Annotated in this window: 27 protein-coding genes; 14 read left to right on the top strand and 13 right to left on the bottom strand. The window is 59.0% G+C overall.

All coding sequences use genetic code 11. The features are described 5' to 3' along the window. Nucleotides 1-44 precede the first annotated feature (44 nt). Nucleotides 45-770, top strand: a complete 726-nt coding sequence (recO, locus tag AC2FIR_RS18755; protein ID WP_496747190.1) for a DNA repair protein RecO — start codon at nucleotides 45-47, stop codon at nucleotides 768-770. Here the strand turns inward: recO and AC2FIR_RS18750 are convergent. The 3 genes from AC2FIR_RS18750 to AC2FIR_RS18740 form a co-directional block, all read right to left on the bottom strand. After that, nucleotides 754-1,146, bottom strand: a complete 393-nt coding sequence (locus tag AC2FIR_RS18750; protein WP_480911801.1) for an META domain-containing protein — start codon at nucleotides 1,144-1,146, stop codon at nucleotides 754-756. The two genes, recO and AC2FIR_RS18750, sit on opposite strands and share 17 nt — an antisense overlap. A 50-nt stretch (nucleotides 1,147-1,196) precedes the next feature. Further along, a complete protein-coding gene (locus tag AC2FIR_RS18745) occupies nucleotides 1,197-1,751 on the bottom strand; it encodes a hypothetical protein (RefSeq protein WP_496747188.1) in 555 nt (184 codons plus the stop codon). 255 nt (nucleotides 1,752-2,006) lie between these two features. After that, nucleotides 2,007-3,698, bottom strand: a complete 1,692-nt coding sequence (locus tag AC2FIR_RS18740; RefSeq protein WP_496747186.1) for an acyl-CoA dehydrogenase family protein — start codon at nucleotides 3,696-3,698, stop codon at nucleotides 2,007-2,009. Nucleotides 3,699-3,842: 144 nt separating this feature from the next. Here AC2FIR_RS18740 and AC2FIR_RS18735 point away from each other — a divergent pair, with 144 nt between their 5' ends. Next, nucleotides 3,843-4,607 carry a sulfite exporter TauE/SafE family protein gene (locus AC2FIR_RS18735; protein ID WP_496747185.1) on the top strand — a complete coding sequence of 255 codons (765 nt, stop codon included), beginning with the start codon at nucleotides 3,843-3,845 and terminating at the stop codon, nucleotides 4,605-4,607. A gap of 4 nt (nucleotides 4,608-4,611) precedes the next feature. Here AC2FIR_RS18735 and AC2FIR_RS18730 read toward each other — a convergent pair whose 3' ends face one another. From AC2FIR_RS18730 to AC2FIR_RS18720, 3 genes are all read right to left on the bottom strand, one after another. Beyond that, nucleotides 4,612-5,154, bottom strand: coding sequence for a hypothetical protein (locus tag AC2FIR_RS18730; protein WP_496747183.1), 543 nt, complete (start codon nucleotides 5,152-5,154; stop codon nucleotides 4,612-4,614). Between the two features lie 33 nt (nucleotides 5,155-5,187). After that, on the bottom strand, nucleotides 5,188-5,478 hold the full coding sequence (locus AC2FIR_RS18725) for a hypothetical protein (protein WP_480903625.1): 291 nt from the start codon (nucleotides 5,476-5,478) through the stop codon (nucleotides 5,188-5,190). A 372-nt stretch (nucleotides 5,479-5,850) separates the two neighbouring features. Continuing rightward, on the bottom strand, nucleotides 5,851-7,449 hold the full coding sequence (locus tag AC2FIR_RS18720; RefSeq protein WP_496762874.1) for a phosphoenolpyruvate carboxykinase: 1,599 nt from the start codon (nucleotides 7,447-7,449) through the stop codon (nucleotides 5,851-5,853). A gap of 79 nt (nucleotides 7,450-7,528) precedes the next feature. Here AC2FIR_RS18720 and AC2FIR_RS18715 point away from each other — a divergent pair, with 79 nt between their 5' ends. The 8 genes from AC2FIR_RS18715 to AC2FIR_RS18680 are packed head-to-tail and all read left to right on the top strand — an operon-like array spanning nucleotide 7,529 to nucleotide 13,221. Further along, entirely contained in the window at nucleotides 7,529-7,774 is a 246-nt protein-coding gene (locus tag AC2FIR_RS18715) for a hypothetical protein (protein ID WP_170611894.1), read from the top strand. 21 nt (nucleotides 7,775-7,795) lie between these two features. After that, on the top strand, nucleotides 7,796-8,500 hold the full coding sequence (locus AC2FIR_RS18710) for a response regulator (RefSeq protein WP_170611892.1): 705 nt from the start codon (nucleotides 7,796-7,798) through the stop codon (nucleotides 8,498-8,500). Between the two features lie 33 nt (nucleotides 8,501-8,533). Continuing rightward, complete coding sequence (locus tag AC2FIR_RS18705; RefSeq protein WP_170611889.1) at nucleotides 8,534-10,252, top strand: ATP-binding protein; 1,719 nt, start codon at nucleotides 8,534-8,536, stop codon at nucleotides 10,250-10,252. A gap of 4 nt (nucleotides 10,253-10,256) precedes the next feature. Continuing rightward, nucleotides 10,257-10,727: an HPr kinase/phosphorylase gene (locus AC2FIR_RS18700; RefSeq protein WP_170611887.1), complete on the top strand. Its 471-nt coding sequence runs from the start codon at nucleotides 10,257-10,259 to the stop codon at nucleotides 10,725-10,727. Beyond that, a complete protein-coding gene (gene rapZ / locus AC2FIR_RS18695) occupies nucleotides 10,712-11,605 on the top strand; it encodes an RNase adapter RapZ (protein WP_496747178.1) in 894 nt (297 codons plus the stop codon). The genes AC2FIR_RS18700 and rapZ overlap by 16 nt, the downstream gene beginning before the upstream one ends. Next, the gene (locus AC2FIR_RS18690; RefSeq protein ID WP_496747176.1) at nucleotides 11,602-11,994 is read left to right on the top strand and encodes a PTS sugar transporter subunit IIA; all 393 of its coding nucleotides are present in this window, start codon (nucleotides 11,602-11,604) and stop codon (nucleotides 11,992-11,994) included. Before rapZ ends, AC2FIR_RS18690 begins: the two co-directional genes overlap by 4 nt. Nucleotides 11,995-12,011: 17 nt before the next feature. After that, a complete protein-coding gene (locus AC2FIR_RS18685) occupies nucleotides 12,012-12,281 on the top strand; it encodes an HPr family phosphocarrier protein (protein WP_170611881.1) in 270 nt (89 codons plus the stop codon). Nucleotides 12,282-12,321: 40 nt separating this feature from the next. After that, nucleotides 12,322-13,221, top strand: a complete 900-nt coding sequence (locus tag AC2FIR_RS18680; RefSeq protein WP_480903616.1) for a lysophospholipid acyltransferase family protein — start codon at nucleotides 12,322-12,324, stop codon at nucleotides 13,219-13,221. 79 nt (nucleotides 13,222-13,300) lie between these two features. Here AC2FIR_RS18680 and AC2FIR_RS18675 read toward each other — a convergent pair whose 3' ends face one another. Next, on the bottom strand, nucleotides 13,301-14,176 hold the full coding sequence (locus tag AC2FIR_RS18675; RefSeq protein WP_496747173.1) for a 3-hydroxybutyryl-CoA dehydrogenase: 876 nt from the start codon (nucleotides 14,174-14,176) through the stop codon (nucleotides 13,301-13,303). Nucleotides 14,177-14,338: 162 nt separating this feature from the next. Between AC2FIR_RS18675 and AC2FIR_RS18670 the strand changes: the two genes are divergently transcribed. Further along, nucleotides 14,339-15,151 (top strand): DUF6473 family protein, encoded by an 813-nt coding sequence (locus AC2FIR_RS18670; protein ID WP_496747171.1) that lies wholly within the window; start codon nucleotides 14,339-14,341, stop codon nucleotides 15,149-15,151. A gap of 59 nt (nucleotides 15,152-15,210) precedes the next feature. Here AC2FIR_RS18670 and AC2FIR_RS18665 read toward each other — a convergent pair whose 3' ends face one another. The 6 genes from AC2FIR_RS18665 to AC2FIR_RS18640 all read right to left on the bottom strand — a co-directional run bounded on the left by AC2FIR_RS18665 (nucleotide 15,211) and on the right by AC2FIR_RS18640 (nucleotide 19,563). Continuing rightward, nucleotides 15,211-16,140, bottom strand: a complete 930-nt coding sequence (locus AC2FIR_RS18665) for an electron transfer flavoprotein subunit alpha/FixB family protein (protein WP_170611876.1) — start codon at nucleotides 16,138-16,140, stop codon at nucleotides 15,211-15,213. Beyond that, the gene (locus tag AC2FIR_RS18660) at nucleotides 16,140-16,898 is read right to left on the bottom strand and encodes an electron transfer flavoprotein subunit beta/FixA family protein (protein ID WP_170611874.1); all 759 of its coding nucleotides are present in this window, start codon (nucleotides 16,896-16,898) and stop codon (nucleotides 16,140-16,142) included. Before AC2FIR_RS18660 ends, AC2FIR_RS18665 begins: the two co-directional genes overlap by 1 nt. 286 nt (nucleotides 16,899-17,184) lie before the next feature. Beyond that, a complete protein-coding gene (locus tag AC2FIR_RS18655) occupies nucleotides 17,185-17,757 on the bottom strand; it encodes a cob(I)yrinic acid a,c-diamide adenosyltransferase (protein WP_480911773.1) in 573 nt (190 codons plus the stop codon). Beyond that, entirely contained in the window at nucleotides 17,758-17,961 is a 204-nt protein-coding gene (locus AC2FIR_RS18650; RefSeq protein ID WP_170611869.1) for a twin transmembrane helix small protein, read from the bottom strand. Between the two features lie 75 nt (nucleotides 17,962-18,036). Next, nucleotides 18,037-18,864 carry an SDR family NAD(P)-dependent oxidoreductase gene (locus tag AC2FIR_RS18645; RefSeq protein WP_170611867.1) on the bottom strand — a complete coding sequence of 276 codons (828 nt, stop codon included), beginning with the start codon at nucleotides 18,862-18,864 and terminating at the stop codon, nucleotides 18,037-18,039. A gap of 69 nt (nucleotides 18,865-18,933) precedes the next feature. Next, complete coding sequence (locus tag AC2FIR_RS18640; protein WP_480714111.1) at nucleotides 18,934-19,563, bottom strand: SH3 domain-containing protein; 630 nt, start codon at nucleotides 19,561-19,563, stop codon at nucleotides 18,934-18,936. Between the two features lie 198 nt (nucleotides 19,564-19,761). Here AC2FIR_RS18640 and AC2FIR_RS18635 point away from each other — a divergent pair, with 198 nt between their 5' ends. The 3 genes from AC2FIR_RS18635 to AC2FIR_RS18625 all read left to right on the top strand — a co-directional run. After that, nucleotides 19,762-22,110 (top strand): DNA topoisomerase IV subunit A, encoded by a 2,349-nt coding sequence (locus AC2FIR_RS18635; protein ID WP_496747169.1) that lies wholly within the window; start codon nucleotides 19,762-19,764, stop codon nucleotides 22,108-22,110. A 98-nt stretch (nucleotides 22,111-22,208) separates the two neighbouring features. Then, nucleotides 22,209-22,799, top strand: coding sequence for a hypothetical protein (locus AC2FIR_RS18630; RefSeq protein ID WP_170681495.1), 591 nt, complete (start codon nucleotides 22,209-22,211; stop codon nucleotides 22,797-22,799). 116 nt (nucleotides 22,800-22,915) lie between these two features. After that, the coding region (locus tag AC2FIR_RS18625; protein WP_496747254.1) for a GTP-binding protein at nucleotides 22,916-23,070 on the top strand (155 nt) is incomplete at its 3' end.

The raw sequence follows: 23,070 nt of genomic DNA, 5'->3' as shown, positions 1-23,070 counted from the left end.
CCCGCCACAGGTCAAATGGGCACAGCAAACGGCACGGGGCCCATTTGGACTGGCGCGATCACGGCATACTTCTGACCTCTCGCCGCCATGGCGAAACGGCGGCGATTATCGAGGTCTTTACCCAGACCCATGGACGTCATGCCGGTGTCGTACGTGGCGGGGCCAGCCGCAAGATTGCGCCGATCCTGCAGCCCGGTGCGCAGCTGGATGTGCTGTGGCGGGCGCGGCTTGAAGAACATATCGGAACTTTTCAGGTCGAACCCCTGCGATCGCGCGCGGCGGCGGCCTTTTCAGGACGTCTGGCGCTGGCCGGGCTGAACACGGTGTTGTCGCTTCTGTCCTTCTGCCTGCCCGAGCGAGAACCGCATCCGGGCATCTACAAGCAGACTGAACAGTTGATGGACCTGCTGGGGCAGGATGACATCTGGCCACTGGCCTATTTGCGCTGGGAACTGGCGCTGCTAGAGGAATTGGGTTTCGGCCTCGATCTCTCGGCCTGCGCTGTAACAGGCGCGACCGAGGGGTTGATCTATGTCTCCCCCAAAACCGGGCGCGCGGTCAGTGCAGCCGGAGCGGGAGAGTGGGCCGACCGATTGTTGCCGCTGCCCCCCTGCCTGCGCGGCGAAGGGCAGGCACCGGATGCCGAGATCGTCGAAGGGTTGAAAACAACGGGCTATTTTCTGGAACACCGGGTAGCGCCTGCACTTGGCCACCACCCCTTGCCGGCGGCCCGGGCGCGGTTTCTGGATCAGCTCACTCGGCGGCTTTGAACACCATCTCGTGCCCGTCCTCATTGCGTAGGATCAGCACATCGCCCGACACCTCGGACTGGGTCATCGCCAGCAGGGCCGCGAAATAGAAACCTTCGGCCTCAAGCCCCGCACAGGCCGCGCGGGTTGCGTTCAGGTCGGTGACCTCGAACCACGGATAAGGCGCGTTCAAGGTGCCGCTGTAGCTGTTGCAAGGTGCGTTGCCTTCGATCCTGCCCTCTTCGGGGAACCGCAGCAGGGCGCTGGCTTCAAATGACTGCCCGTCGATTTCCTGCAAGGTCCATGTGCGGTCCGCCGCGCCATAGGCGGCCACGGATTCGTCCTTGTTGCATTGCAGCAACGCCAGCAGGGGCAGAGTCAGGATCAGGCGTGTCATGACGGTATCTTATCCTTTTGCGTATGTTGGCGAAACCTGTGTGGTCCAGATCAATAAGGTATCTCGCCGCTCAGCAATTCAGCGCGCACCTCGCTTCGGGGCCGCCAGTTATACTTGGTATCCTCGCGCACCGGTGCCCAGTGCAAGGCGCCGCTGTTGCGCCACGGGTCTAGGATAATGCCGTCATACAACGACGCCCCAGTGGCGCTGATCGACGCCGAATGGTGGATGATCCGGAACGCCGTCGGCGGAGACGTGGCCCAGTTCAGGTCAAGCGTGCGGAAATCCTCCTGCCGCAGCCGCTTCGTCATGGCCTCGGCCCAGTCATTGCACAACCCATATTCGCGAAAACCGTTGATGACCTTGGCGTTGTGGATGATGGCCGGATCCTCGACCTGCCATTCCCGCGCCAGACGCTGCGAATAGGTGTAAGCGATTGTGGCGGCCCTTTGCGCCTCGGCCGGGTCAACGTCGGGGCCGAGGCCTCCGATCGCTTGCGCCAGCGCGTCGATGTCGCTTTGGCCCGCTGTCGGCTGCGTGGTCGCGCAGCCGCTCAGGGCGATCGCGGTTAGGGTCACCCAAAGTGCAAGAAATATTCTGGTCATTCTTTGTTTACCAACTGCCCGTGTGGTTCCGTCTGTTCCACGGGATGCTCTACCCCAGTTTCGCGCGGAATCAGAGGGGGAAATTTTCATGCCCCGATTCAGAGGCACATCCTGGTAGGCAACCGAGTTCGCCAGGGTTTGCGCATGTGAAATACGAACGACCGGAAGGTCCAGGCGCGTGCAAATCCGACAAAACAAGAAAAGACCCGGTGCAAGACCGGGTCCAGTTGGGGAAACAGAGATGCCGAAAACCGGTCAGCCGAGCAGACGTCGCGCGATAACCTGAGCCTGAATTTCGGCAGCTCCTTCGAAAATGTTCAGAATGCGCGCATCACACAGCACGCGGCTGATCTTGTATTCCAGCGCAAAGCCGTTGCCGCCATGAATTTGCAGCCCGTTATCCGCTGCCGCCCATGCGACACGCGCGCCCAGCAGCTTGGCCATTCCGGCCTCAAGATCGCAGCGCTGGCCATGGTCTTTTTCCCAGGCGCTGAAGTAGGTCAGCTGCCGCGCGATCATGATCTCGACCGCCATCATGGCCAGCTTGCCCGACACACGCGGGAAGTTGATCAGAGATTTGCCAAACTGTTTGCGGTCCTGCGCGTATTGCATGGCAATATCCAGCGCGCATTGCGCCACGCCAATGGCGCGTGCCGCCGTCTGGATACGCGCGGATTCGAAGGTTTCCATCAACTGCTTGAAGCCTTTTCCTTCTTCGCCGCCCAGCAGGTTTTCGCCCTTGACGTGGAAGCCGTCAAAACCCAGCTCGTATTCCTTCATGCCGCGATAGCCCAGCACCTCGATCTCACCGCCGGTCATGCCGGGGGTGGGGAAGGGGTTTTCATCCGTACCGGGCGTCTTTTCCGCCAGGAACATGGACAATCCGCGGTGATCGGTGGTGTCGGGATTGGTGCGCGCCAGCAGGGTCATCACATGGGTGCGCGCCGCATGCGTGATCCAGGTTTTGTTGCCGGTGATCTTGTAATCACCGTTCTCGTCCTTGACCGCACGGGTGCGCAGGCTGCCAAGGTCCGAGCCGGTGTTGGGTTCGGTGAACACGGCAGTCGGCAGAATCTCGGCGCTGGCGATCTTGGGCAACCATTGCGCCTTTTGCTCATCCGTGCCGCCCGCAATGATCAGTTCAGCCGCGATCTCGGACCGGGTCCCCAGTGAACCAACGCCGATATAGCCGCGTGACAGTTCCTCGGACACTACGCACATCGAGGCTTTGGACAATCCGAACCCACCGAATTCTTCGGGAATGGTCAGGCCGAAGACGCCCATTTCCGCCAGTTCTTCAATGATCTCGATCGGGATAAGTTCATCCTTGAGGTGCCAGTCATGCGCGTTCGGTTCGACCTTTTCCTGCGCATAGCGGCGGAACTGGTTGCGGATCATTTCAAGCTCTTCGTCCAGACCCGAGGCGCCGAACATGGTGGCGCCGGACTGATCCTGCATCAGCGCGACCAGACGGCTGCGTGCGGCCTGTGAATTGGCCTGTGCCATCAGGGTTTGAACTTCGGAACACTGGAACCCGGACAACGCGTCCCAGCCCAGCCCCAGATCCTGCAGGCGCACAACCTCGCCTTGGTTCATCGGAATGCCGCCCGCGACCTGATGCAAGTATTCGCCAAAGGCGATCTGGTGTAGCATCTGTTCGATTTCACCGAACTTGCCGTCGGCCTCCAGCGTTTCGGCCCAACGCTGCATCTGTTGCAGGGATTGATTATAGGTAGCCAGCCATGCAAGGCCGTGCGCGGCGGTCTGGTTGGCTTCGATCAGTGCCCCCGAAATCTTACCGTCAGCGCTGACCATATCGCGGACGGATTCCCGCGCCCGTTCAAAAACCGCCTCGACCGCCGGAACGGCAGCTCGGGTCAGGGTCAGCAGATCGGGCAAAATCGCAGGTGTCGTCATCTGGGTCATATCCTGTCCGTCGTGGGCCATGAATCACGTCCTTCTCTGGGTCGTCTGGTCATATCATGCTGCACGTGCAGCGCAACAAAAATACGAAATTTGCAGGTAAAAAGTTCAAAAATTACCCGATGAGTTTTGCAGTGCAGAGAAATCTGGGAATGGTATCAACGAGGCATGACATGGTTTTCAATACTCTCGACACAGGATCTGGCGCTGGCCGTTTCGATTGCCTTTCTTGCCGGTTGCATCAAGGGAATGGTCGGATTTGCCATGCCCATGGTTCTGGTTTCGGGGCTGAGCATCTTCTTGCCGCCCGAATGGGCCGTGGCCGGGCTGATCCTGCCAACTTTGGTCACAAACGGAGTTCAGGCGTTGCGCGAAGGTGTCCCCGCAGCGGTGTCGTCCATCCGACGGTTCCGTGTGTTTCTGATCGTGGGGCTGCTGTTTTTGTTTGCGGGTGCCCAACTGGTCAGCCTGGTTCCGCCGCGAACGCTGTTGCTGATGATCGGCGCACCGGTGACCTTCTTTGCGCTGATTCAGGTCTTGGGATCAAAGCTGACATTGTCGAAACCTTCAGCCTGGATTGAGGCGGCGATGGGTTCGGTTGCCGGTTTCGTGGGCGGCATGTCAGGCATCTGGGGGCCGCCGACCGTGATGTACCTGACGGCCCTGAACACGTCGAAGGCAGATCAGATGCGGGTTCAGGGCGTCGTTTACGGGCTGGGTGCGGTGGCGCTGGTTTTTGCCCATCTGGGATCAGGCATCCTACGAATGGAAACGGCCGCATTTTCCGGTTTTCTGATCGCACCGGCGGTCATTGGGTTGTGGGCAGGGCTGAAGTTTCAGGCACGGATTGATCAGGCTCGGTTCCGCAAGGTGACGTTGATCGTGTTGCTGATCGGCGGCCTGAATCTGCTTCGCCGGGGGCTGACGGGTTGAAGGGTCAGGCCCGGCTGTCCGCGTAGCGGAACGAGAAGTAGAGGATCAGCATCAGAAAAAACAAACCAGAGATATCGCCAATCAAAAAGGCGATGTATTCCGCCGTGGCGCTGCCAAAGGCCATGTTGGTCAGGATCGACACCAGAAACGACGTGACAATCCCCACACCCATGACACAGGCCCAGCATGGCCGTTTGTCGGGCCGGGGAAATAGGTCCCAGCCAAGCCCTTTACACAGATAAAACACCGCAGGCGCGGTCGCGACGGCAATGACCATTGCCATCAGGCGGCTGGGCAGGAACACGTCCCATCCGCCGACATAAGCGAAGACGATGAAAACACCGGGCAGCAGTGCAAAAACGGCGCGCCATCCCAACAGCCAGGCGGCCAGAACCCGTACGCCATGCGGCAGAAACAACAGGCTGGCCCGGCTGGGGTATTCAGGAAAAAACACGTTCTGAAGGGGCATCAGAACCTCAAACGTGAGGAACGATACCACCACATAGGCCAAAGAGGCGTAGAAGGTTTCGGTAGCCCATTTGCGCACGACAATCAGCCGTCGTCACAAAACGCAGCGGCTTCATCTGGGTGCATGAACGATATACCGCCCCCGGTTGGCGCTGCCGCTTTGTGACAGATACCCTTTCTGGACCAGCGATTTCAGCGCGCGGAAGAATGTCGGGCGCGAAACGCTTTTGACAAGGGTGTGTTCGATCAAACCGAAAGTGCGCACTTCCTCGTCGGATTTGGACAGTTCCTCGGCGGCATAGTAGATATCGCGCTCAACCGGAGAGAGCTTCTCGAGGCCCAGCGTTCGTTCCATGCTCTGCATGAGTTTGCGCAATTCAGTGAGTTTCGAAATTTCCGTCATGATTTTCCGTTTTCCCCTTAGTCAGGTTTCAGTCACCCGTGGTGATGAGAAACATGCAGTGTGGTGCTGTATTTGGCATGTCTCATATTGACACTCATCCCTCTGGGACTAAACAGGTTTCCTGATTAGGCTGCTCAATTTCCAAGGTGAGTGAGTTCTTGAGAGCTGCCCAAAAGTTCTTTCAGTTGCGGCCCGGTGCGTTTCGTGCCGGGCACTTTTTTGACCTTAATGAAAACGTGGGTAGCGCAATTCGCCGCATCAGGCAATGCAATTGCCAACACATATGGGTGAATACATCTATATGGCGAGCAGTGCTGCGCCTTTCACCCGGGTCCGGATGAAATCAGGGGCGCGGTGGCCCCTGAAATTGCCTTATCCGATTGCGACGGCTTTGATGTCTTCGTCGATAAAGGGCAGATATTGCTCAAAGTTTTCGGCAAACATCTGCACCAGTTTTCCAGCCTGTTTGTCGAAGGCTGCCTGATCGTCCCATGTGCGGCGCGGGTCCAGCAGGACTTCGGGCACACCGGGAACCGAGACCGGAACGTCAAAGCCAAAGCTGGCATCCTTGCGGAACTCCGCATCCGCCAGCGACCCTTCCAGCGCCGCAGTCAGCAGCGCGCGGGTTGCCTTGATGGGCATCCGGCTGCCAACGCCGTAAGCGCCTCCGGTCCAGCCGGTGTTCACCAGCCAGCAGGTCGCGCCGTGCTGGGCAATCTTGTCCCGCAGCAGGTTGCCGTAGGCCTCGGGGCGGCGCGGCATGAAAGGTGCGCCAAAGCAGGTCGAGAATGTGGGCTGAGGCTCGGTAATGCCACGCTCGGTACCGGCGACTTTCGACGTGAAGCCTGACAGGAAGTGATACATCGCCTGCGCCGGTGTCAGCCGCGCAATCGGGGGCAGAACACCAAATGCGTCGCAGGTCAGCATGATGATATTCTTTGGATGGCCGCCCAACGCCGATTTCGATGCGTTCGAGATATATTCCAGCGGATAGGCGCAACGCATGTTCGCTGTCAGGGAATCGTCGTCGAAATCCAGTTTTTTGGTCTCGGGATCGAAGACCATGTTCTCGATCACCGTGCCGAATTTCGTGGTGGTGGCGTAAATCTCGGGTTCTGCCTCGGCATTCAGGTTGATGGTCTTGGCATAGCAGCCACCTTCGAAGTTGAAAGTGCCGCGGTCGGACCAGCCGTGCTCGTCATCGCCGATCAGCACGCGGGACGGGTCGGCGGACAAGGTGGTTTTGCCGGTGCCGGACAGGCCGAAGAACACGGCGGTATCAACCGGGTTGCCCACAGCATGGTTGGCCGAGCAGTGCATCGGCATCACGCCCTTTTCGGGCAGCATGTAGTTCAGCAGGGTAAAGACCGACTTTTTGTTCTCACCTGCATATTCTGTGCCGCCGATCAGGATCAGCTTGCGGTCGAAGTTCAGCGCAATCACGGTCTCGCTGCGGCAGCCGTGCTTTTTCGGGTCCGCGCTGAAACTGGGGCAGTTGATGACGGTGAAATCCGCGGTGAACTCGTCCAAGTCAGCGCGATCCGGCCGGCGCAGCAGGTGGCGGATAAACAGGTTGTGCCAGGCCAGTTCGGTGACCATGCGCACGTTGATCGAATAGGCCGGATCGGCCCCACCGACCAGGTCCTGCACGAAATAGTCGCGACCCTTCATATGGGCCAGCATATCCTCATATAGCGCGTCAAAGCCCTGGGGGGTCATTGCGGCGTTGTTTTCCCACCAGATGGTGTCGGCGACGCTGTCGGTCTTGACAACATGCTTGTCTTTCGGAGACCGGCCTGTGAATTTGCCAGTCGTAACCAGAAACGCGCCGCCATTGCCCAGCGTGCCCTCGCCGCGCTTCAGCGCCTCTTCGATCAGCGCCGGTTCCATGAAGTTGTAATAGACATTGCCCAGACCCTCGATGCCCTGATCCTCGAGGCGGAATTGCGGGTTAACCCGTCCAGATGTCATGTGTGTCTTCTCCTGTGGCGGCGCGAAGGCTGTTTGGCCTTATGCGCTCTTGGGGCAGTATGCCGGGAAAAACCGGCGGATGGGCGGGTCTTATCACGGTCATTTAGGGCATGAACAGGACGGTTTGGCGCAGTTAGCGCAACCAAGTACAAGTTTAGCGCCACCAAGAATTTTCCGCCAAAAATCTGGGCGGCAATTTGCGGGCAGCAAGGCAAATTTGCCGCAAGCTTGCCCCAAGAAAGGCACGATTCGCAGTTACGGATTGATTCGGCGTCCTAAAAACGCCAACAATGCCTTACAAATAAGCCAATTATTGCAAGAGTGAGCAGGAATAGGGATGAACCCGATGTCAAAGATTGCACTGGTGGATGACGACAGGAACATTCTGACGTCGGTATCCATGACGCTCGAAGCCGAGGGTTTTGAGGTCGAAACATATAATGACGGGCAAGCTGCCCTGGATGCATTCAACAAGAAATTGCCGGACATGGCGGTGCTGGACATCAAGATGCCCCGCATGGACGGCATGGACCTGTTGCAAAGGCTGCGCCAGAAAACTCAGATGCCGGTGATCTTCCTGACATCCAAGGATGACGAGATCGACGAGGTTCTGGGCCTTCGCATGGGGGCGGATGACTATGTCAAAAAGCCTTTTTCACAGCGTCTTCTGGTCGAACGTATCCGCGCGTTGCTGCGCCGGCAGGAAGCGACCGAGGGCGATGTGTCCGCTGCCGCCTCTGGCGACGCCAAGGTCATGGAGCGTGGCGAGCTTCGGATGGATCCGCTGCGCCACGCCGTAAGCTGGAAGGGCACCGATGTTTCGCTGACAGTGACCGAGTTCCTGTTGTTGCAGGCGCTGGCGCAGAGACCGGGGTTCGTCAAAAGCCGCGATCAGTTGATGGATGTGGCCTATGACGATCAGGTTTATGTCGACGACCGCACCATCGACAGCCACATCAAGCGGCTGCGCAAGAAAATGCGCGCGGCAGATCCTGAGTTTTCGGCCATCGAAACCCTGTACGGCATCGGGTACAGATACAACGAAGAATAAGAACAGCCTTCTGATAAGGGGTAGCCGGGTCTCGTGCGCGATACCGAACAAGCCAATGCGCTGCGCGACGGAGATGTCGTTTTGGGGGATGACTGGGTCATCCCGCATGATCCCGAGTCCCATGAACTCAGGGCAACGCGGTCGCGACGCAATCTGTTTTCTCTGCGCGGCTCTCCTCTGGCGCGCAAGATCATCACGTTCAACCTGATCGCCCTGGTCATTCTTGTGACCGGGTTGCTGTATCTGGACGATTCACGCAAGGAGCGGGTCCAGCAGACGGCGCGCAATCTGGTGGGTGATGCCCAGCTGGTCAGCAACGTGTTCGAAACCCAGCTGCGTCAGGCGGATTCCGACGGCCCCCGGGACGCTGCTGATCTGGATGTCAGGGACACGTTGTCCGGACTTACACTGCCCGATGGCGGCGAGGTCTTCATTTATGATGCCCAGGGCACCCTGATCGGCTGGACCCGAGGCGCTTCGCTGCCGGCGCAAATGCCTCTCGGGTTGGAGTCAGGGGCCGATGCGCCAACCGGCAGTACAGTTATCAGTGACGGTCTCAATGCCGTCTGGATGGGTCTGACGACAGTATTCACGAAACCGCAGGAAACCGATCCACCGACGCTTGCACAACGCGTACAGGAAATCATCCCGCAGGCATTGCTGGGCAATGTTCAAATGCAGGCGGTTCAGGATGATGCAGGGGAAACCGCAATCGTGGCGGCTGCGCCCATTCTGTTTGACGGAAGCCCGGTCGGTGCCGTTGCCATGGCCGGTCCGGCCGGTGAGATTGATGCGCTTGCCCGGCAGGAGCAGGAGCGCATTCTGCAGATGTTCGTGGTGGCCCTGCTGGTGTCTGTCGGCCTGAGCCTTGTTCTTGCATCAACCATCGCCAACCCGCTTGCGGATCTGGCGGCGGCTGCCGAGATGGGCAGGGACAGGGGGGCTGGTGTCAATCCGGGCCGCATTCGAATTCCCGACCTCAGCGCCCGCCCCGATGAAATCGGGCAGCTCAGCGGAGCGCTGCGAGGGATGGTGACCGCGCTTTACAACCGGATCGATGCGAACGAGCAGTTTGCGGCGGACGTGGCGCATGAAATCAAGAACCCGCTTGCAAGCCTGCAATCGGCAGTCGGGACGCTTCGCATGGTCAAACGCGACGACCAGCGCGAGAAACTTTTGGGCGTGATCGAACATGACGTGCGGCGCCTGGACCGGTTGGTCAGTGATATTTCCAACGCATCCCGACTGGATGCCGAACTGGTCAAGGAAGAGGAGCAGCCCTTTGATCTGCTCAAGCTGCTGGGCAATCTTGGGCAGTATCTGGGCGAAGACGCGCGGTCGAAAGGGATCGACTACATCACCGATCTGCCGCCCGACCCGATTGTGATCAACGGGCTTGAGGCGCGACTGGCACAGGTTTTCGTCAATCTGATCACCAATGCGATTTCCTTCTGTGAGGAAAGCGATGCCATTCGGGTCTGGGTACGACAGCGCGAGAACCGGGTTCTGGTGGTGGTGGAAGATACCGGTCCGGGCATACCCGATCAGGCGCTGACCAAAGTGTTCAAACGCTTCTACTCGCAGCGCCCGGTCGAGCATTTTGGGAACAACTCGGGCTTGGGACTTGCGATTTCAAAACAGATTGTCGAGGCCCACGGCGGTGTGATCTGGGCGGAGAATATCCGTCCGACCGAAGCGGACATAACTTCGGATCCTTTGGGCGCCCGGTTTGTTGTCGGGCTTCCTTTGTAGGCATATGTCCAGCCCGACCCTTTCTGCCATCGAACAACAGAACACAGCTTGTATCCATGCCGCTTGCGTCAGCATCGAAGGGCACGGCCTTCTGATCGTGGGGCGTTCTGGCGCGGGCAAGTCGTCACTGGCGCTGCAGATGATGGCGCTCGGGGCACGGCTTGTTGCGGACGACCGGGTCAATCTGCATGTACGGGATGGCCATGTGATCGCCGACGCCGTTCCGGAGCTGCGGGGCGTGATCGAGGCGCGTGGTATCGGCCTGTTGCGCGCAGACTCTAAGGGTCCGGTTCCTGTCAGCCTCGTTGTGGATCTGGACCAGAGCGAACCCGCACGTCTGCCCGAGCCACGGATGGTGGTTCTGCTGGGGCATCCTGTTCCCTTGCTTTGGGGCGGTGAAGTCCCCAATTTGGCCGCAGCATTGGTACAATTTATGAAAATGGGACGAATGGATCCGGAATGGCCCGGGAACTGACAGCACAGCGGCGTATCGTTCTGGTCACCGGGCCTTCGGGTGCCGGACGTTCGACCGCAATCCATGTTCTCGAAGATCTGGGCTTTGAAGCCATCGACAACCTGCCCATGGGGCTGTTGACACGCCTTCTGGATGGCCCGGAAAGCGACCGGCCCATGGCGCTTGGGATCGACGCGCGCAACCGCGATTTTTCAACCATCGGATTCATTGAACTGGTGGCGAAACTCAGCCGGATGGAACAGGTCGATCTGACCACCCTTTATCTGGATTGCAGCGATGACGTGCTGCTGCGACGCTTTTCCGAAACCCGCCGGCGGCACCCGGTGGCAAGGGATTCCAGCCCCGAATCCGGCGTACGCCAGGAAAAGGAGCTGCTGGCCCCGATCCGCGAAATTGCCGATACGCTGATCGACTCGACAGCACTGAATGTCCATCAGTTGCGCGATGAGGTCGAGCGATGGTTCGCACCTCAGGGCGGCCGACATCTGGCGGTGTCGATTGAATCCTTTTCGTACAAGCGCGGCCTGCCAAGGGGACTGGACATGGTGTTTGACTGCCGGTTTCTGGCCAATCCGTACTGGCGCCCTGAATTGCGCGCGGCCGATGGTAGAAACCCGGATGTTGCAAGCTATGTTCAGTCGGATATGAACTACGGACCGTTCTTCGACAAGGTCGTCGATCTGCTCAGGCTTTTGCTGCCGGCCTTCCGGGCCGAGGGCAAGGCGCATCTTTCGGTTGCGTTTGGCTGCACAGGTGGGCAACATCGCTCGGTCGCGATGGCCGAAGCGGTCGCAAAAGCCCTTGCGGAAGAGGGCCAGCAGGTGGCAATCAGACACCGCGAAATGGAACGACGCTCGTTGAATGTGAGGCCGGATTGATCGGGATCGTAATTGTAGCGCATGGCAGGCTGGCCGAAGAATACCTGGCCGCGATGCAGCACGTGGTCGGGACACAGCCGGGTCTTGTCGCGATCCCGATCGAGGCCGATCATGATCGCGACGCCAAACAAACCGAAATATGCCGTGCTGCGGATCAGGTCGACGCCGGCGACGGTGTCGTTGTCGTGACTGACCTGTTTGGCGGCAGCCCGTCGAATCTGAGCATGCGGGCCTGCGCCCCGCAGGATCGTCGCATACTTTACGGCGCAAACCTTCCCATGTTGATCAAACTGGCCAAAAGCCGCCACTTGCCCGTCGGCGATGCCGTCCGGCAAGCGATTGAGGCTGGACGAAAATATATCAATGCGCAGAATGTCACGTTGGACTAAAATCGGATTAATTGACCATGACCACCCGAAGCTTGAAAATTATTAACGAAAAGGGCCTACACGCCCGTGCCTCAGCCAAGCTGGTCGAGGTGGTCGAGGGATTTGATGCCAGTGCCGAGGTTTCGCGGGACGGACTTTCTGCATCCGGTGACAGTATAATGGGCCTTTTGATGTTGGCAGCATCGCGCGGAACCACTATTGACGTCGAGACGTCCGGACCGGATGCTGAGGCGTTGGCGGAAGCCTTGGAAACTTTGGTGAACGACAAGTTCGGAGAGGGATTCTGAGCCGGTCCTGCCAGGACAGGAAGAACGGGAAAACCAGGAATTGGCGGAAACAACGCACGAGACCAAGACGAACCCGGTGGTAGATGGGGCCGGTGAACAAGGCGAAATCTATGATCGCAGAACGCTGACCTACGCCAACTCGTTTGACGATGCCTGGACTTCGGCTGCCATTCGGGTCATCGAATGGTGCACCGGAAAACTGACCATTTTGCGAATGGTCAATAAATTCGAAAAAAAGAACGAGTTGTATCGCGGCCAGCGTTTCTGGGGCGGCGCGCTCGAGGTGATGGGCATCAAACTGACCACGCCGCAGGAACAGATCGATCGCATTCCCAGGGAAGGCCCGGTCGTTGTGGTCGCCAACCACCCCCATGGCATGGTTGACGGCATGATTTTTGCCGAACTGATCGGCCGTGTGCGCAGCGATTATCGCATCCTGACCCGCTCGGTTCTGACCGGCCTGGATGAAGCTGCGACATCGTTCATGATCGCGGTTCCGTTTCCGCACGACCCTGAAGCCCAGGCCAAGATGCTGGAAATGCGCGGCAAGGCGATGGAACACCTCAAGAATGGCGGCGTGGTAGCCTTGTTCCCTTCGGGCGTGGTGATGTCTTCGGACAGTTGGTTCGGCCCCGCACAGGAACGGGAATGGAACGTCTTTACGGCGAAGATGATCCGCCGGTCCGGTGCTCAGGTCGTGCCGATCTTTTTTCCTGGTTGCAACTCGCGCTGGTATCAGATCGCAAACCGTGTTTCCCCGATCCTGCGTCAGGGGCTACTGCTGCACGAGATCGTAAGGTCCTGCAACAAACCGCAGTCTCCGGTCATCGGTGATCCGGTATCGCAGGACGACATGCAACTGCTCGAAAAAGACCCGCGCGGGTTCATGGCATGGCTTAGAAAGCACACCTTGGCTCTGGGCGGTGGGACCAGGGCCTGATCCGCGTCTTCATCTGGCTGAAAACATCCCGGGGGTGAGCCCGGATAAAATCCGGGCGAGGGGGCTGGCCCCCTGTGCGTCAGCGCGTTGGTATTGGGACTTCCCCACGATAATCATAGAACCCGCGCTCGGTCTTGCGCCCCAGCCAGCCGGCCTCGACGTACTTTGTCAGCAGTGGACACGGACGGTACTTGGTGTCGGCCAGACCCTCATGCAACACATTCATGATCGCCAGGCAGGTATCCAGGCCGATGAAATCCGCCAGCTCCAACGGCCCCATCGGATGATTGGCGCCCAGCTTCATTGACTGGTCGATGGACTGAACACTACCGACACCCTCATACAACGTATAAACCGCTTCGTTGATCATCGGCATCAGGATCCGGTTCACGATGAAGGCCGGAAAATCTTCGGCGCTGGCTGCGGTCTTGCCCAGCCGGTCCACAACAGCTTTGCAGGCCTTGTAAGTCGCTTCATCCGTTGCGATGCCGCGGATCAATTCGACCAGCTGCATGACTGGAACAGGGTTCATGAAGTGAAACCCCATGAACCGTTCCGGACGGTCGGTCCGGCTGGCAAGACGCGTGATCGAAATGGAAGAGGTGTTCGAAGTCAGGATCGTATGGGGCTGCAGATGCGGTTGAAGGTCCTCGAAAATGGCCTGCTTGATCGTTTCGCGTTCGGTCGCGGCCTCGATCACAAGATCGGTTTGACCCAGTTTAGGCAATTCAAGCGTGGTATCGATGCGCAAAAGGGCGGCCTGCATGGCCTCGTCGGTGATCTTTCCGCGGGACACCTGCCGGACAAGATTCCCTTCGATCGTCGCCAGAGCATTGTCCAGCGCCTCCTGGCTGACGTCGGTCAGAAGGACGTCATATTCCGCCAGCGCCAAAACATGGGCGATGCCATTGCCCATCTGGCCCGCGCCGATCACTCCGACTGATTTTACATCCATGTTCAGGTGCCTTTGTCCCATAGGTTGATCCGACACTATCGGCAGATCGGGGCGGGCGGCAAGGGGTTGGATCAGGCTGAATTTGCTTCAAATGCGCACATTAGGGTTTTATCAATTCCTGCGGCCGCAAGATGGCACCCGGGTGAAAAACAGGTGGGTGTTATGAGCTATCTTCAGGTCGGCTCGGGCCGGGTCGATGTTGCCGTTTGCCAATATGAACAATCCAGGCTCTGGTTTCGCGGGCCTGAGAAGCGACCGGACAAGTCCTCAGTGGTTTGTGTTGGCGGCGACGAAACATTCGGGCGGTTCGTGGATCAGCCGTTCCCTTCAGTGCTGGAAGGGCGTGTGGGAAAGTGTTGTGTCAATCTGGGCAGCCTGTTTGCCGGGGCCGAGGCGTTGGTGCGCGATCAAGGGATACTGAACCTGGTGAATGGTTCCGGGCTGTGCGTGTTGCAGATCCCCGGACTTGCCGGTCAGTCGAACCCATTTTACCGGGTGCATCCCCGCCGAAATGACCGCTTTATTGAGCCGACGCGTAAACTCGTAGACCTTTATCCCGAAGTTGATTTCACAGAGTTTCACTTTGTGAAGCATCTTTTGACGCGGCTATTGGATCTTGGGGCCGCCCGGTTTGCGTTGTTAGCCCAGGGTTTGCAGGATCAGTGGTGCAAAAACCTGCAGTCCTTTCTCGAGCGTGTTGGACCGCCAGTGATCTTGCTGTGGCTGCGCGTGCACAGGCAATCGCCATGCGATGTTGGCGGGCAATTGCTGGTCGACAGGCCAATGGTCGAGCAATTCCGATCGCATTGCGCGGGCATTGTCGAGTTGTCGGTCAGCGTTGCCGGCGCTTCGGACGAACTTGAGGACGTGCTGTTCGGAACATTGCAGCAGCCCATGGCAGAGCACATGATCGGCCCGGCCGCACACAGGGCCATCGCGGATGCTCTGGTGCCGGTTATACAAGATCTGAACTGAAAAAGGCTCGCCTTGCGGCGGGCCTTGAAGATTTCTCGTCGAAAAAACTGTGTTCTTGATCAGCCAAGCTTTTCGGTCAGTTCCGGAACGGCCTGGAACAGGTCGGCAACCAGTCCGAAGTCGGCGACCTGGAAGATCGGCGCTTCTTCATCCTTGTTGATTGCGACGATGACCTTCGAGTCCTTCATGCCAGCCAGGTGCTGGATCGCGCCCGAGATGCCTACGGCAACGTACAGGTCTGGAGCCACGACCTTACCGGTCTGACCCACCTGCCAGTCGTTCGGAGCGTAACCCGAGTCGACCGCCGCGCGCGATGCGCCAACAGCGGCACCCAGCTTGTCAGCCAGGGCTTCGATCAGTTTGAAGTCTTCTTCGGAGCCAACACCGCGGCCACCTGAAACAACAACGCCAGCCGAGGTCAGCTCGGGGCGGTCGCTGGCCGCAACCTTGTCCTCGACCCAGGACGACAGGCCCGGATTTTCGCCGACCGAGATGGTCTCGACCGGGGCCGAACCACCTTCGCCCGCCGCGTCAAAGCTGGCGGTCCGCAGGGTGACGACCTTTTTGGCGTCGTTCGATTTCACGGTCTGGATCGCGTTGCCTGCATAGATCGGGCGTTCGAAGGTCGAACCGTCCACAACGCCGGATGCATCCGAGATCACCATCACGTCAAGCAGGGCTGCAACGCGCGGCATAACGTTCTTGGCGTCGGTGGTGGCAGGGGCAACGATGTGTTCGTACCCGTCGGCCAGACCCACGATCAGCGCTGCGGTCGATTCCGCCAGGCGGTGGCCCAGCGAAGCGTCTTCGGCAACCAGAACCTTGGAAACGCCGTCGATCTTGGCAGCGGCTTCACCAGCGGCAGCGGCGGAACCGCCAGCGGCCAGAACGGTTACATCGCCCAGAACTTTCGCGGCATTGACGGCCTTGGCGGTGGCGTCCAGCGACAGCTCACCATTGTTGACTTCAGCGAGAAGAAGAACAGCCATTACACAGCCCCCGCTTCTTTGAGTTTCTCGACCAGCTCGTCGACCGAGCCCACGATGATGCCCGCAGCGCGTGCCGGCGGCTCTTCGGTCTTGACGATTTCCAGACGCGGAGTGACGTCGACGCCGTAATCGGCGGCGGTTTTCTCGTCCAGCGGCTTTTTCTTCGCCTTCATGATGTTGGGCAGCGACGCATAGCGCGGCTCGTTCAGACGCAGATCAACGGTCACGATGGTCGGCATCTTGACGCTGATGGTCTGCAGGCCGCCGTCCACCTCGCGGGTGATCTTGGCGGTGTCGCCTTCAATGTCCAGCTCGGACGCGAAGGTGCCCTGGCTCCAGCCCAGCAGGGCCGACAGCATCTGGCCGGTGGCGTTCATGTCGTTGTCGATCGCCTGCTTACCCGCCAGAACGATGCCCGGCTGTTCTTCCTCGACCACTTTGGCAAGGATCTTGGCAACGGCCAGCGGTTCGATGTCCTGATGCACGTCATCGGCAGCAACGACCAGAATGGCGCGGTCCGCGCCCATGGCCAGAGCGGTCCGCAGCGTCTCCTGCGCCTGCTTCACGCCGATCGAGACGGCCACGACTTCCTCAGCTTTGCCAGCCTCTTTCAGGCGGATCGCCTCTTCCACTGCAATCTCGTCGAACGGGTTCATCGACATCTTTACATTGGCGAGATCAACACCGCTCCCGTCCGCCTTCACGCGAACCTTCACGTTGTAGTCAATCACGCGCTTGACAGGCACAAGTACCTTCATTTTTGCGTACGCTCCTTACAAAAACGGCAAGCCGCGTCGCGACTCCACCAATGCTCTCGGGGTGTAGATAGCGTCTCAATCCGCGCGACAACAGAGCAAAATCGTCACGTCGTAAGCTTGAGACGTCGCGTTTCATGATTTTTTTACGTAACGGTAGTGTCGCAGTGGGAACGGGTTGGTGCGCGACGGGACGAGTGGCGGACCGGAACAGACGCTTTACTGTGATTGTCGGGCCGAGGCCTCACCCTTCCGGTCGCCACCGGGTCTACAGGACACCGTGCCGCTTTCAGCGGTTCGCGCCCGGAACCCACAAAACGTCAGTCTGGCCGTTGTTGTTGGCGCAGCGGGCGGCGACGAAGAACCAATCGCTCAGCCGGTTCAAATATTTCACGGCGACTACGTTGACGGGCTCCATATTGGACAGTTCGACCACCAGACGCTCGGCCCGCCGCGACACCGTGCGACATACATGCAATTGCGCCGCCAGCCGGGTGCCGCCCGGCAGGATGAAACTGCGCAGCGGCTCCAGCCGTTCGTTCATGGCGTCGATCTCGGCTTCCAGCCGGTCGATCTGTGCCGGAGCGATCCGCAATGGCGGGTAATCCGCCTCGGCATCCTTTTCCATATCGGGACGGCACAGATCAGCACCCAGATCGAACAGATCGTTCTGGATGCGCGCCAGCGCTGCTTCGACATCGCCATCGGCTTCCGCGCGGGCGACGCCGACAAAGGCGTTCAGTTCGTCCACCGTGCCATAGCCGGCCACACGGCCCGAGTATTTGGCGACCCGTTCGCCATTGCCAAGCGCGGTTTTGCCATCGTCGCCTGTGCGCGTGTAGATTTTGTTCAGAACAACCATTTATTGCCCTCCCTGTCCGCGCAGATAGACGTAGAGCACAATCAGCACCACGGCAATGAACTGAAACAGGATGCGCAGGCGCATCATCTTGTTGCTTTTGTGGGCCGCTTCGGTCCCACCTTTGCCAAAGTTTGCAATGCCCAAAGCCAAAACGACGACAACTGCCGCCATGGCCAAAAGCAAGACCAGCATGATCAGGTCCATGGAGCCCTCGTCCGCGTTTGTTTTCACGCCTCCATCTAGCGGGCGCAGCGGCAAAAGCGAATGGGTTTTTGTGTCTCAGCCCAATGACAGAATGCGATCTATGGTTTTTGTGGACAAAACCCGGCGCAGATACCCGGCGATGTAGGTGGGCGTGGTGACGTAATAGCGCGCGCGCGGTCTTTTCGCGCTCACGGCAATCGCGAGTTTGTCGGTCACGGCTGATGCGGGCAGTTCAAACCGGTCGGGGCCAGAAGATTCGTAGAGTCGCGTCAGCAGCGAAGTTTCGTATTTTTCCCGCAATGCCGAGTTTTCCCAGTCGATGAACCGTTCAAACACCGGGATCGAGTTTTCCCGAATTTTCGAAGTGATCGGCCCGGGTTCGATCAGGACGACCTTAATATCGGTATCCCTGAGCTCCAGCCGCAGGGTGTCGGTCAGACCCTCAATCGCGTATTTCGTCGCGACATACGCACCGCGCCAGGGGAACGCGACCAGTCCAAGCACCGATGAGCATTGTACTATACGACCGTGACCCTGACGCCGCATCACCGGGATGACCTGCCGGGTCAGTTCGTGCCAGCCAAATACATTGGATTCGAATATGACGCGCAACCCATCCGTCGGCACGTCTTCTATCGCACCGGGCAATCCATGTGCACCATTGTTGAACAGTGCATCCAGCGTGCCGCCGGTCGACTCAAGCACCTGTGCCAGGCCTGTTCGGATACTATCCGCATCTGCATAATCGATTCGCGGACTGTCAAAGCCCTGTGCCCTCAGCCTGTCGCAGTCGCGCTGTTGGCGGCAGGCCGCGAAGACTCGCCAGCCGCGGGCGCGCATCCCATGAGCCGCATCCAGGCCAATACCGGAAGAGCAGCCTGTGATCAGAATGGATTTCTGCATGTCATCCCCGAGATGTTCTTTTGCCAAAAGCTATGGCGCGGTCCCGGTCAGGACAATGACATCGCTGTGTCAGTTTTCTGTTTTTCGGATCAGTGAGGCGGAAATCCATCCGATCTGTTGCCCGGGCAACACGCGCAGCCGCAGCCAGCCGGTTCCCGAATCGCCAATCACTTCGACCTTCTGTCCGATCGAAACCTTGCCAACGACCGGATAGATCGTGCCGGGCCCATCGCGCATGTTGACGCGGGTGCCCGTAACTTCGCGGATGTCTTTTGCGGGCTCGGTGGGGGCAACGGTCTGCGAAACCCCGTCGGGCACCTCAGGTGTGATCTGACGCAGCGCTGCCGCACCCTGATCCAGAGACGCCAGAGAGAATGTCGCGGCCTGATCGCCAAACAGGGACAGGTCTGAACTCAGCCCAACAGCAACCTGCGTCAGCTGCGCCTGAGTATCGACCTGAACAGGCGCCGGTTCAGGTTCCGGCTTTGGCTTCTCGGGTTCGACCGGCTTAATAGCGGCTTTTTTCACAAGGTCTTCCGCCGGGGCCGGGGCAATCTGCTTTGGTGCAGGTTTGGGAACTGACGCCACTTGCACAGGTTTTTCCGTGCGCAGGCCGCGCGGCTCGAAATCGGGGCCGCCGCTCATCACGTAGAAGCTCCATCCGAGCAGAGCAAAGGTAACAAGTATAAGGCGCGTCATGACGCAATCCCCCGGGTAATCGCAACAACAAACAGGCACCATTCAATTGATGAAAGTTTAGCATAGCTTGGGGATTGAGTCGAAAGATGGGGGAAATCCGGGGCTTGCCTCCCCGTGTTGCAAAAAGCGCGACTTGTCCCCAGTAAATTGCGCGCTGCTTGCTTTACCGCGCCGCGCTTGCGTCGTATCACATCATATATGAACGACACGATCGACGACCCCAACATGGAGACCCCCGGCAACGGGGGTGAGGTAGCCGAACCGCTGCGCCGCGCAATTGGCGAACGCTATCTGACCTATGCGCTGTCCACCATTATGCATCGGGCCTTGCCCGACGCGCGGGATGGGTTGAAACCGGTCCACCGGCGAATCCTCTATGCGATGAGAGAGCTGCGACTCAGCGCAACCGGAGGATTCAGGAAGTCGGCCAAGATTTCCGGCGATGTGATGGGCAACTATCACCCGCACGGGGACGCCGCGATTTACGACGCGATGGCGCGTCTGGCGCAGGACTTCAACGTCCGTTACCCGCTGGTCGACGGGCAGGGGAATTTCGGCAATATCGACGGCGACAACCCGGCGGCCTCGCGATATACCGAGGCGCGGATGACCATCGTGGCCGAGGCGCTGCTTGAGGGGCTGAACGAAGACGCCGTCGATTTCCGCGACAACTATGATGGCACCCTGACTGAGCCGGTCGTGCTCCCCGCGCAGTTCCCGAACCTTTTGGCCAACGGGGCCAGTGGTATCGCGGTGGGGATGGCCACGAACATCCCGCCGCACAACATCTCGGAACTCTGCGACGCCTGTCTGCATCTGATTAGGACACCCGACGCCCGCGACGACACGTTGTTGAACTATGTTCCCGGCCCGGACTTCCCGACCGGCGGCGTGATTGTCGAGCCGCCAGAGAATATCGCACAGGCCTATCGCACCGGGCGCGGTTCGTTCCGTCTGCGCTGCAAGTTCGAGGTCGAGGATCTGGGGCGAGGTCAGTGGCAGATCGTTGTTACCGAGATCCCCTATCAGGTTCAGAAATCGAAACTGATCGAAAAGATCGCCGAACTGATCCAGACCAAGAAAATCCCGATCCTCGCGGATGTGCGCGACGAATCTGCCGATGACATTCGCCTGATCCTGGAACCACGCTCCAAGAACGTGGACCCCGAGGTGCTGATGGGGATGCTCTACCGCAACTCGGATCTTGAGGTGCGGTTCAGTCTGAACATGAACGTGCTGATCGACGGGGTGACGCCCAAGGTTTGCTCGATGAAGGAGGTGCTGCGCGCCTTCCTCGACCACCGGCAAGAGGTGCTGATCCGCCGCTCGCGCCACCGTCTGGGCAAGATTGATCACCGTTTGGAGGTGTTGGAGGGCTTTATCGTCGCGTTCCTCAACCTCGACCGCGTGATCGACATCATCCGCTACGATGACGACCCCAAGGCCGCGCTGATGCGCGAGGATTGGGGTATCGACCACGTCCGCGCGACCAGCGAAGCTGACTATGTCTCACCCAAGCCGGGCGAGGGCGAACTGTCCGAGGTTCAGGTCGACGCGATCCTCAACATGCGCCTGCGCAGCCTGCGCCGTCTGGAAGAGATGGAGCTGGTTCGCGAACGTGACGAATTGATGCTGGAGCGCGCCAACCTTGAAGACCTGCTGGCCGATGAGGGCCTGCAATGGGCCAAAATCGCCGAGCAACTGAAAGAGACCAAGAAGACATTCGGCAAAGACTACGAAGGCGGCGCGCGCCGGACGCGGTTCGCCGAAGCGGGGCAGGTCGAGGAAGTGCCGCTTGAGGCGATGATCGACCGCGAGCCGATTACGGTCGTCTGCTCTCAGATGGGTTGGATTCGCGCCATGACCGGCCATATCGACCTGAAGCGTGAACTGAAGTTCAAGGATGGCGACGGCCCACGGTTCATTTTCCACGCCGAAACGACTGATCGCCTGCTGGTGTTTGCCTCAAACGGGCGGTTCTACACGGTCAGCGCCGCCAACCTGCCCGGCGGGCGGGGCATGGGCGAGCCGCTGCGCCTGATGGTCGACCTGCCGAATGAGGCGCAGATCATCGACATTTTCATTCACAAGCCAGGCCGAAAGCTGCTTGTCGCATCGGATGCGGGCAACGGATTTATGGTGCCCGAGGATGATGTGCTGGCCCAGACCCGCAATGGCAAACAGGTGCTGAACGTCAAAGGCGACGAAACCGCGATGATCTGTAAACCAGTGGATGGGGATCACGTGGCCGTTGTGTCTCAGAACGGCAAGTTCCTTGTGTTCCCGACTGAAGACCTGCCCGAGATGACACGCGGCAAGGGCGTGCGCCTTCAGAAATATAACATGGCACGCGGCCGCCAGGGCACGCTGGAGCTGGATGGCGGGTTGTCCGACATCACCACTTTCAACTGGGAAGAGGGCCTGAAGTGGTCGATGGGTGGTGACAAGACCCGGCACGAGGCCGATATGTCCCAGTGGCTGGCCAAACGTGCCAGCGTTGGTAAAAAACCTCCCTATGGCTTCCCGCGCGACTATAAATTCTCGTGATCAGGGCGCGCTTGCGGGTGGATTTCTGCCGATACGACTTGGCACAGGCCGTATCGGTGCGCTAGATCAAAGAAAAACAGGCCTATCGAGACGAGAACATGTTGCGCATTCTGACCCTGATCACCGGATTGGCCCTGATGGCCGCTTGCACCCAGACGCAGGTTTATGAAGAGCCAGAATCGCTGGGCGAATTCAAGCTGCGGGTCAACTATGCCTTTGCCGAAAAGGCGGTGCAGGGCCCGGTGTCGCGGGATGCGACGCCTGATGAATGGACCGCAGCCATTCAGAACGCGGTCGACATTCGCCTGGGTCGCTACTCCGGTGCACAGGAATATGACATCGGTATCAGTCTGGAAGGCTATATGCTGGCGCCTCCGGGCATTCCGGTAATCTACAATCCCAAAAGCACGGCGATTGTTCTGGTAAACGTCTACGACGTGAACAAGAAAGAGTTTCTGGCCAAGGGCAAACAGTTTCAGGTTCTTGAGGACACGACCGGCGGAAGTGCCCTGAAAGGTTCGGGACACGAGCGGACCAAAGAAGAGCAGATGAGCGGGCTTGCCCTGAAAGTCGCCGACCGGGTTGAGGAGTGGCTGGCCGAGGAACACAAGGATAATGGCTGGTTTGATCGGCGGCCCGATCTGATCCGGCCGCTCGAATCCGGGGATGTTACGCAAAATCCGGCATAAGGGGCCGCTTTTCCCTCAGGATGTGCTTGATTTTCCCCATTGAACCAAATATCTCGCGCGCGCAGATGTAACCACGGGACCAAGGGTCCCCCAAATCGCAAAAGGGCGCCTGAGGAATGGCAAAGGAAAAGTTTGAGCGTACAAAACCGCACGTCAACATCGGCACGATTGGGCACGTTGACCACGGCAAGACGACGCTGACGGCGGCAATCACCAAGTATTTCGGTGACTTCAAAGCGTATGACCAGATTGACGGTGCGCCGGAAGAGAA

The organism is Ruegeria sp. CDSB136 (assembly GCF_059610965.1).
This window is presented reverse-complemented; position numbering and strand designations above follow the sequence as displayed.

What these genes read in the sequence shown, in the direction of transcription:
- AC2FIR_RS18725 (WP_480903625.1), bottom strand. Translation starts at nt 5,478, where the DNA reads ATGACGGAAATTTCGAAACTCACTGAATTGCGCAAACTCATGCAGAGC.
- AC2FIR_RS18715 (WP_170611894.1), top strand. Translation starts at nt 7,529, where the DNA reads ATGGGCGGGTCTTATCACGGTCATTTAGGGCATGAACAGGACGGTTTG.
- AC2FIR_RS18630 (WP_170681495.1), top strand. Translation starts at nt 22,209, where the DNA reads ATGTTGCGCATTCTGACCCTGATCACCGGATTGGCCCTGATGGCCGCT.
- AC2FIR_RS18635 (WP_496747169.1), top strand. Translation starts at nt 19,762, where the DNA reads ATGAACGACACGATCGACGACCCCAACATGGAGACCCCCGGCAACGGG.
- AC2FIR_RS18645 (WP_170611867.1), bottom strand. Translation starts at nt 18,864, where the DNA reads ATGCAGAAATCCATTCTGATCACAGGCTGCTCTTCCGGTATTGGCCTG.
- AC2FIR_RS18675 (WP_496747173.1), bottom strand. Translation starts at nt 14,176, where the DNA reads ATGGATGTAAAATCAGTCGGAGTGATCGGCGCGGGCCAGATGGGCAAT.
- AC2FIR_RS18650 (WP_170611869.1), bottom strand. Translation starts at nt 17,961, where the DNA reads ATGGACCTGATCATGCTGGTCTTGCTTTTGGCCATGGCGGCAGTTGTC.
- AC2FIR_RS18720 (WP_496762874.1), bottom strand. Translation starts at nt 7,449, where the DNA reads ATGACATCTGGACGGGTTAACCCGCAATTCCGCCTCGAGGATCAGGGC.
- AC2FIR_RS18660 (WP_170611874.1), bottom strand. Translation starts at nt 16,898, where the DNA reads ATGAAGGTACTTGTGCCTGTCAAGCGCGTGATTGACTACAACGTGAAG.
- AC2FIR_RS18640 (WP_480714111.1), bottom strand. Translation starts at nt 19,563, where the DNA reads ATGACGCGCCTTATACTTGTTACCTTTGCTCTGCTCGGATGGAGCTTC.
- AC2FIR_RS18700 (WP_170611887.1), top strand. Translation starts at nt 10,257, where the DNA reads ATGTCCAGCCCGACCCTTTCTGCCATCGAACAACAGAACACAGCTTGT.
- AC2FIR_RS18710 (WP_170611892.1), top strand. Translation starts at nt 7,796, where the DNA reads ATGTCAAAGATTGCACTGGTGGATGACGACAGGAACATTCTGACGTCG.
- AC2FIR_RS18745 (WP_496747188.1), bottom strand. Translation starts at nt 1,751, where the DNA reads ATGACCAGAATATTTCTTGCACTTTGGGTGACCCTAACCGCGATCGCC.
- AC2FIR_RS18750 (WP_480911801.1), bottom strand. Translation starts at nt 1,146, where the DNA reads ATGACACGCCTGATCCTGACTCTGCCCCTGCTGGCGTTGCTGCAATGC.
- AC2FIR_RS18685 (WP_170611881.1), top strand. Translation starts at nt 12,012, where the DNA reads ATGACCACCCGAAGCTTGAAAATTATTAACGAAAAGGGCCTACACGCC.
- AC2FIR_RS18665 (WP_170611876.1), bottom strand. Translation starts at nt 16,140, where the DNA reads ATGGCTGTTCTTCTTCTCGCTGAAGTCAACAATGGTGAGCTGTCGCTG.
- rapZ (WP_496747178.1), top strand. Translation starts at nt 10,712, where the DNA reads ATGGCCCGGGAACTGACAGCACAGCGGCGTATCGTTCTGGTCACCGGG.
- AC2FIR_RS18740 (WP_496747186.1), bottom strand. Translation starts at nt 3,698, where the DNA reads ATGGCCCACGACGGACAGGATATGACCCAGATGACGACACCTGCGATT.
- AC2FIR_RS18735 (WP_496747185.1), top strand. Translation starts at nt 3,843, where the DNA reads ATGACATGGTTTTCAATACTCTCGACACAGGATCTGGCGCTGGCCGTT.
- AC2FIR_RS18670 (WP_496747171.1), top strand. Translation starts at nt 14,339, where the DNA reads ATGAGCTATCTTCAGGTCGGCTCGGGCCGGGTCGATGTTGCCGTTTGC.
- AC2FIR_RS18655 (WP_480911773.1), bottom strand. Translation starts at nt 17,757, where the DNA reads ATGGTTGTTCTGAACAAAATCTACACGCGCACAGGCGACGATGGCAAA.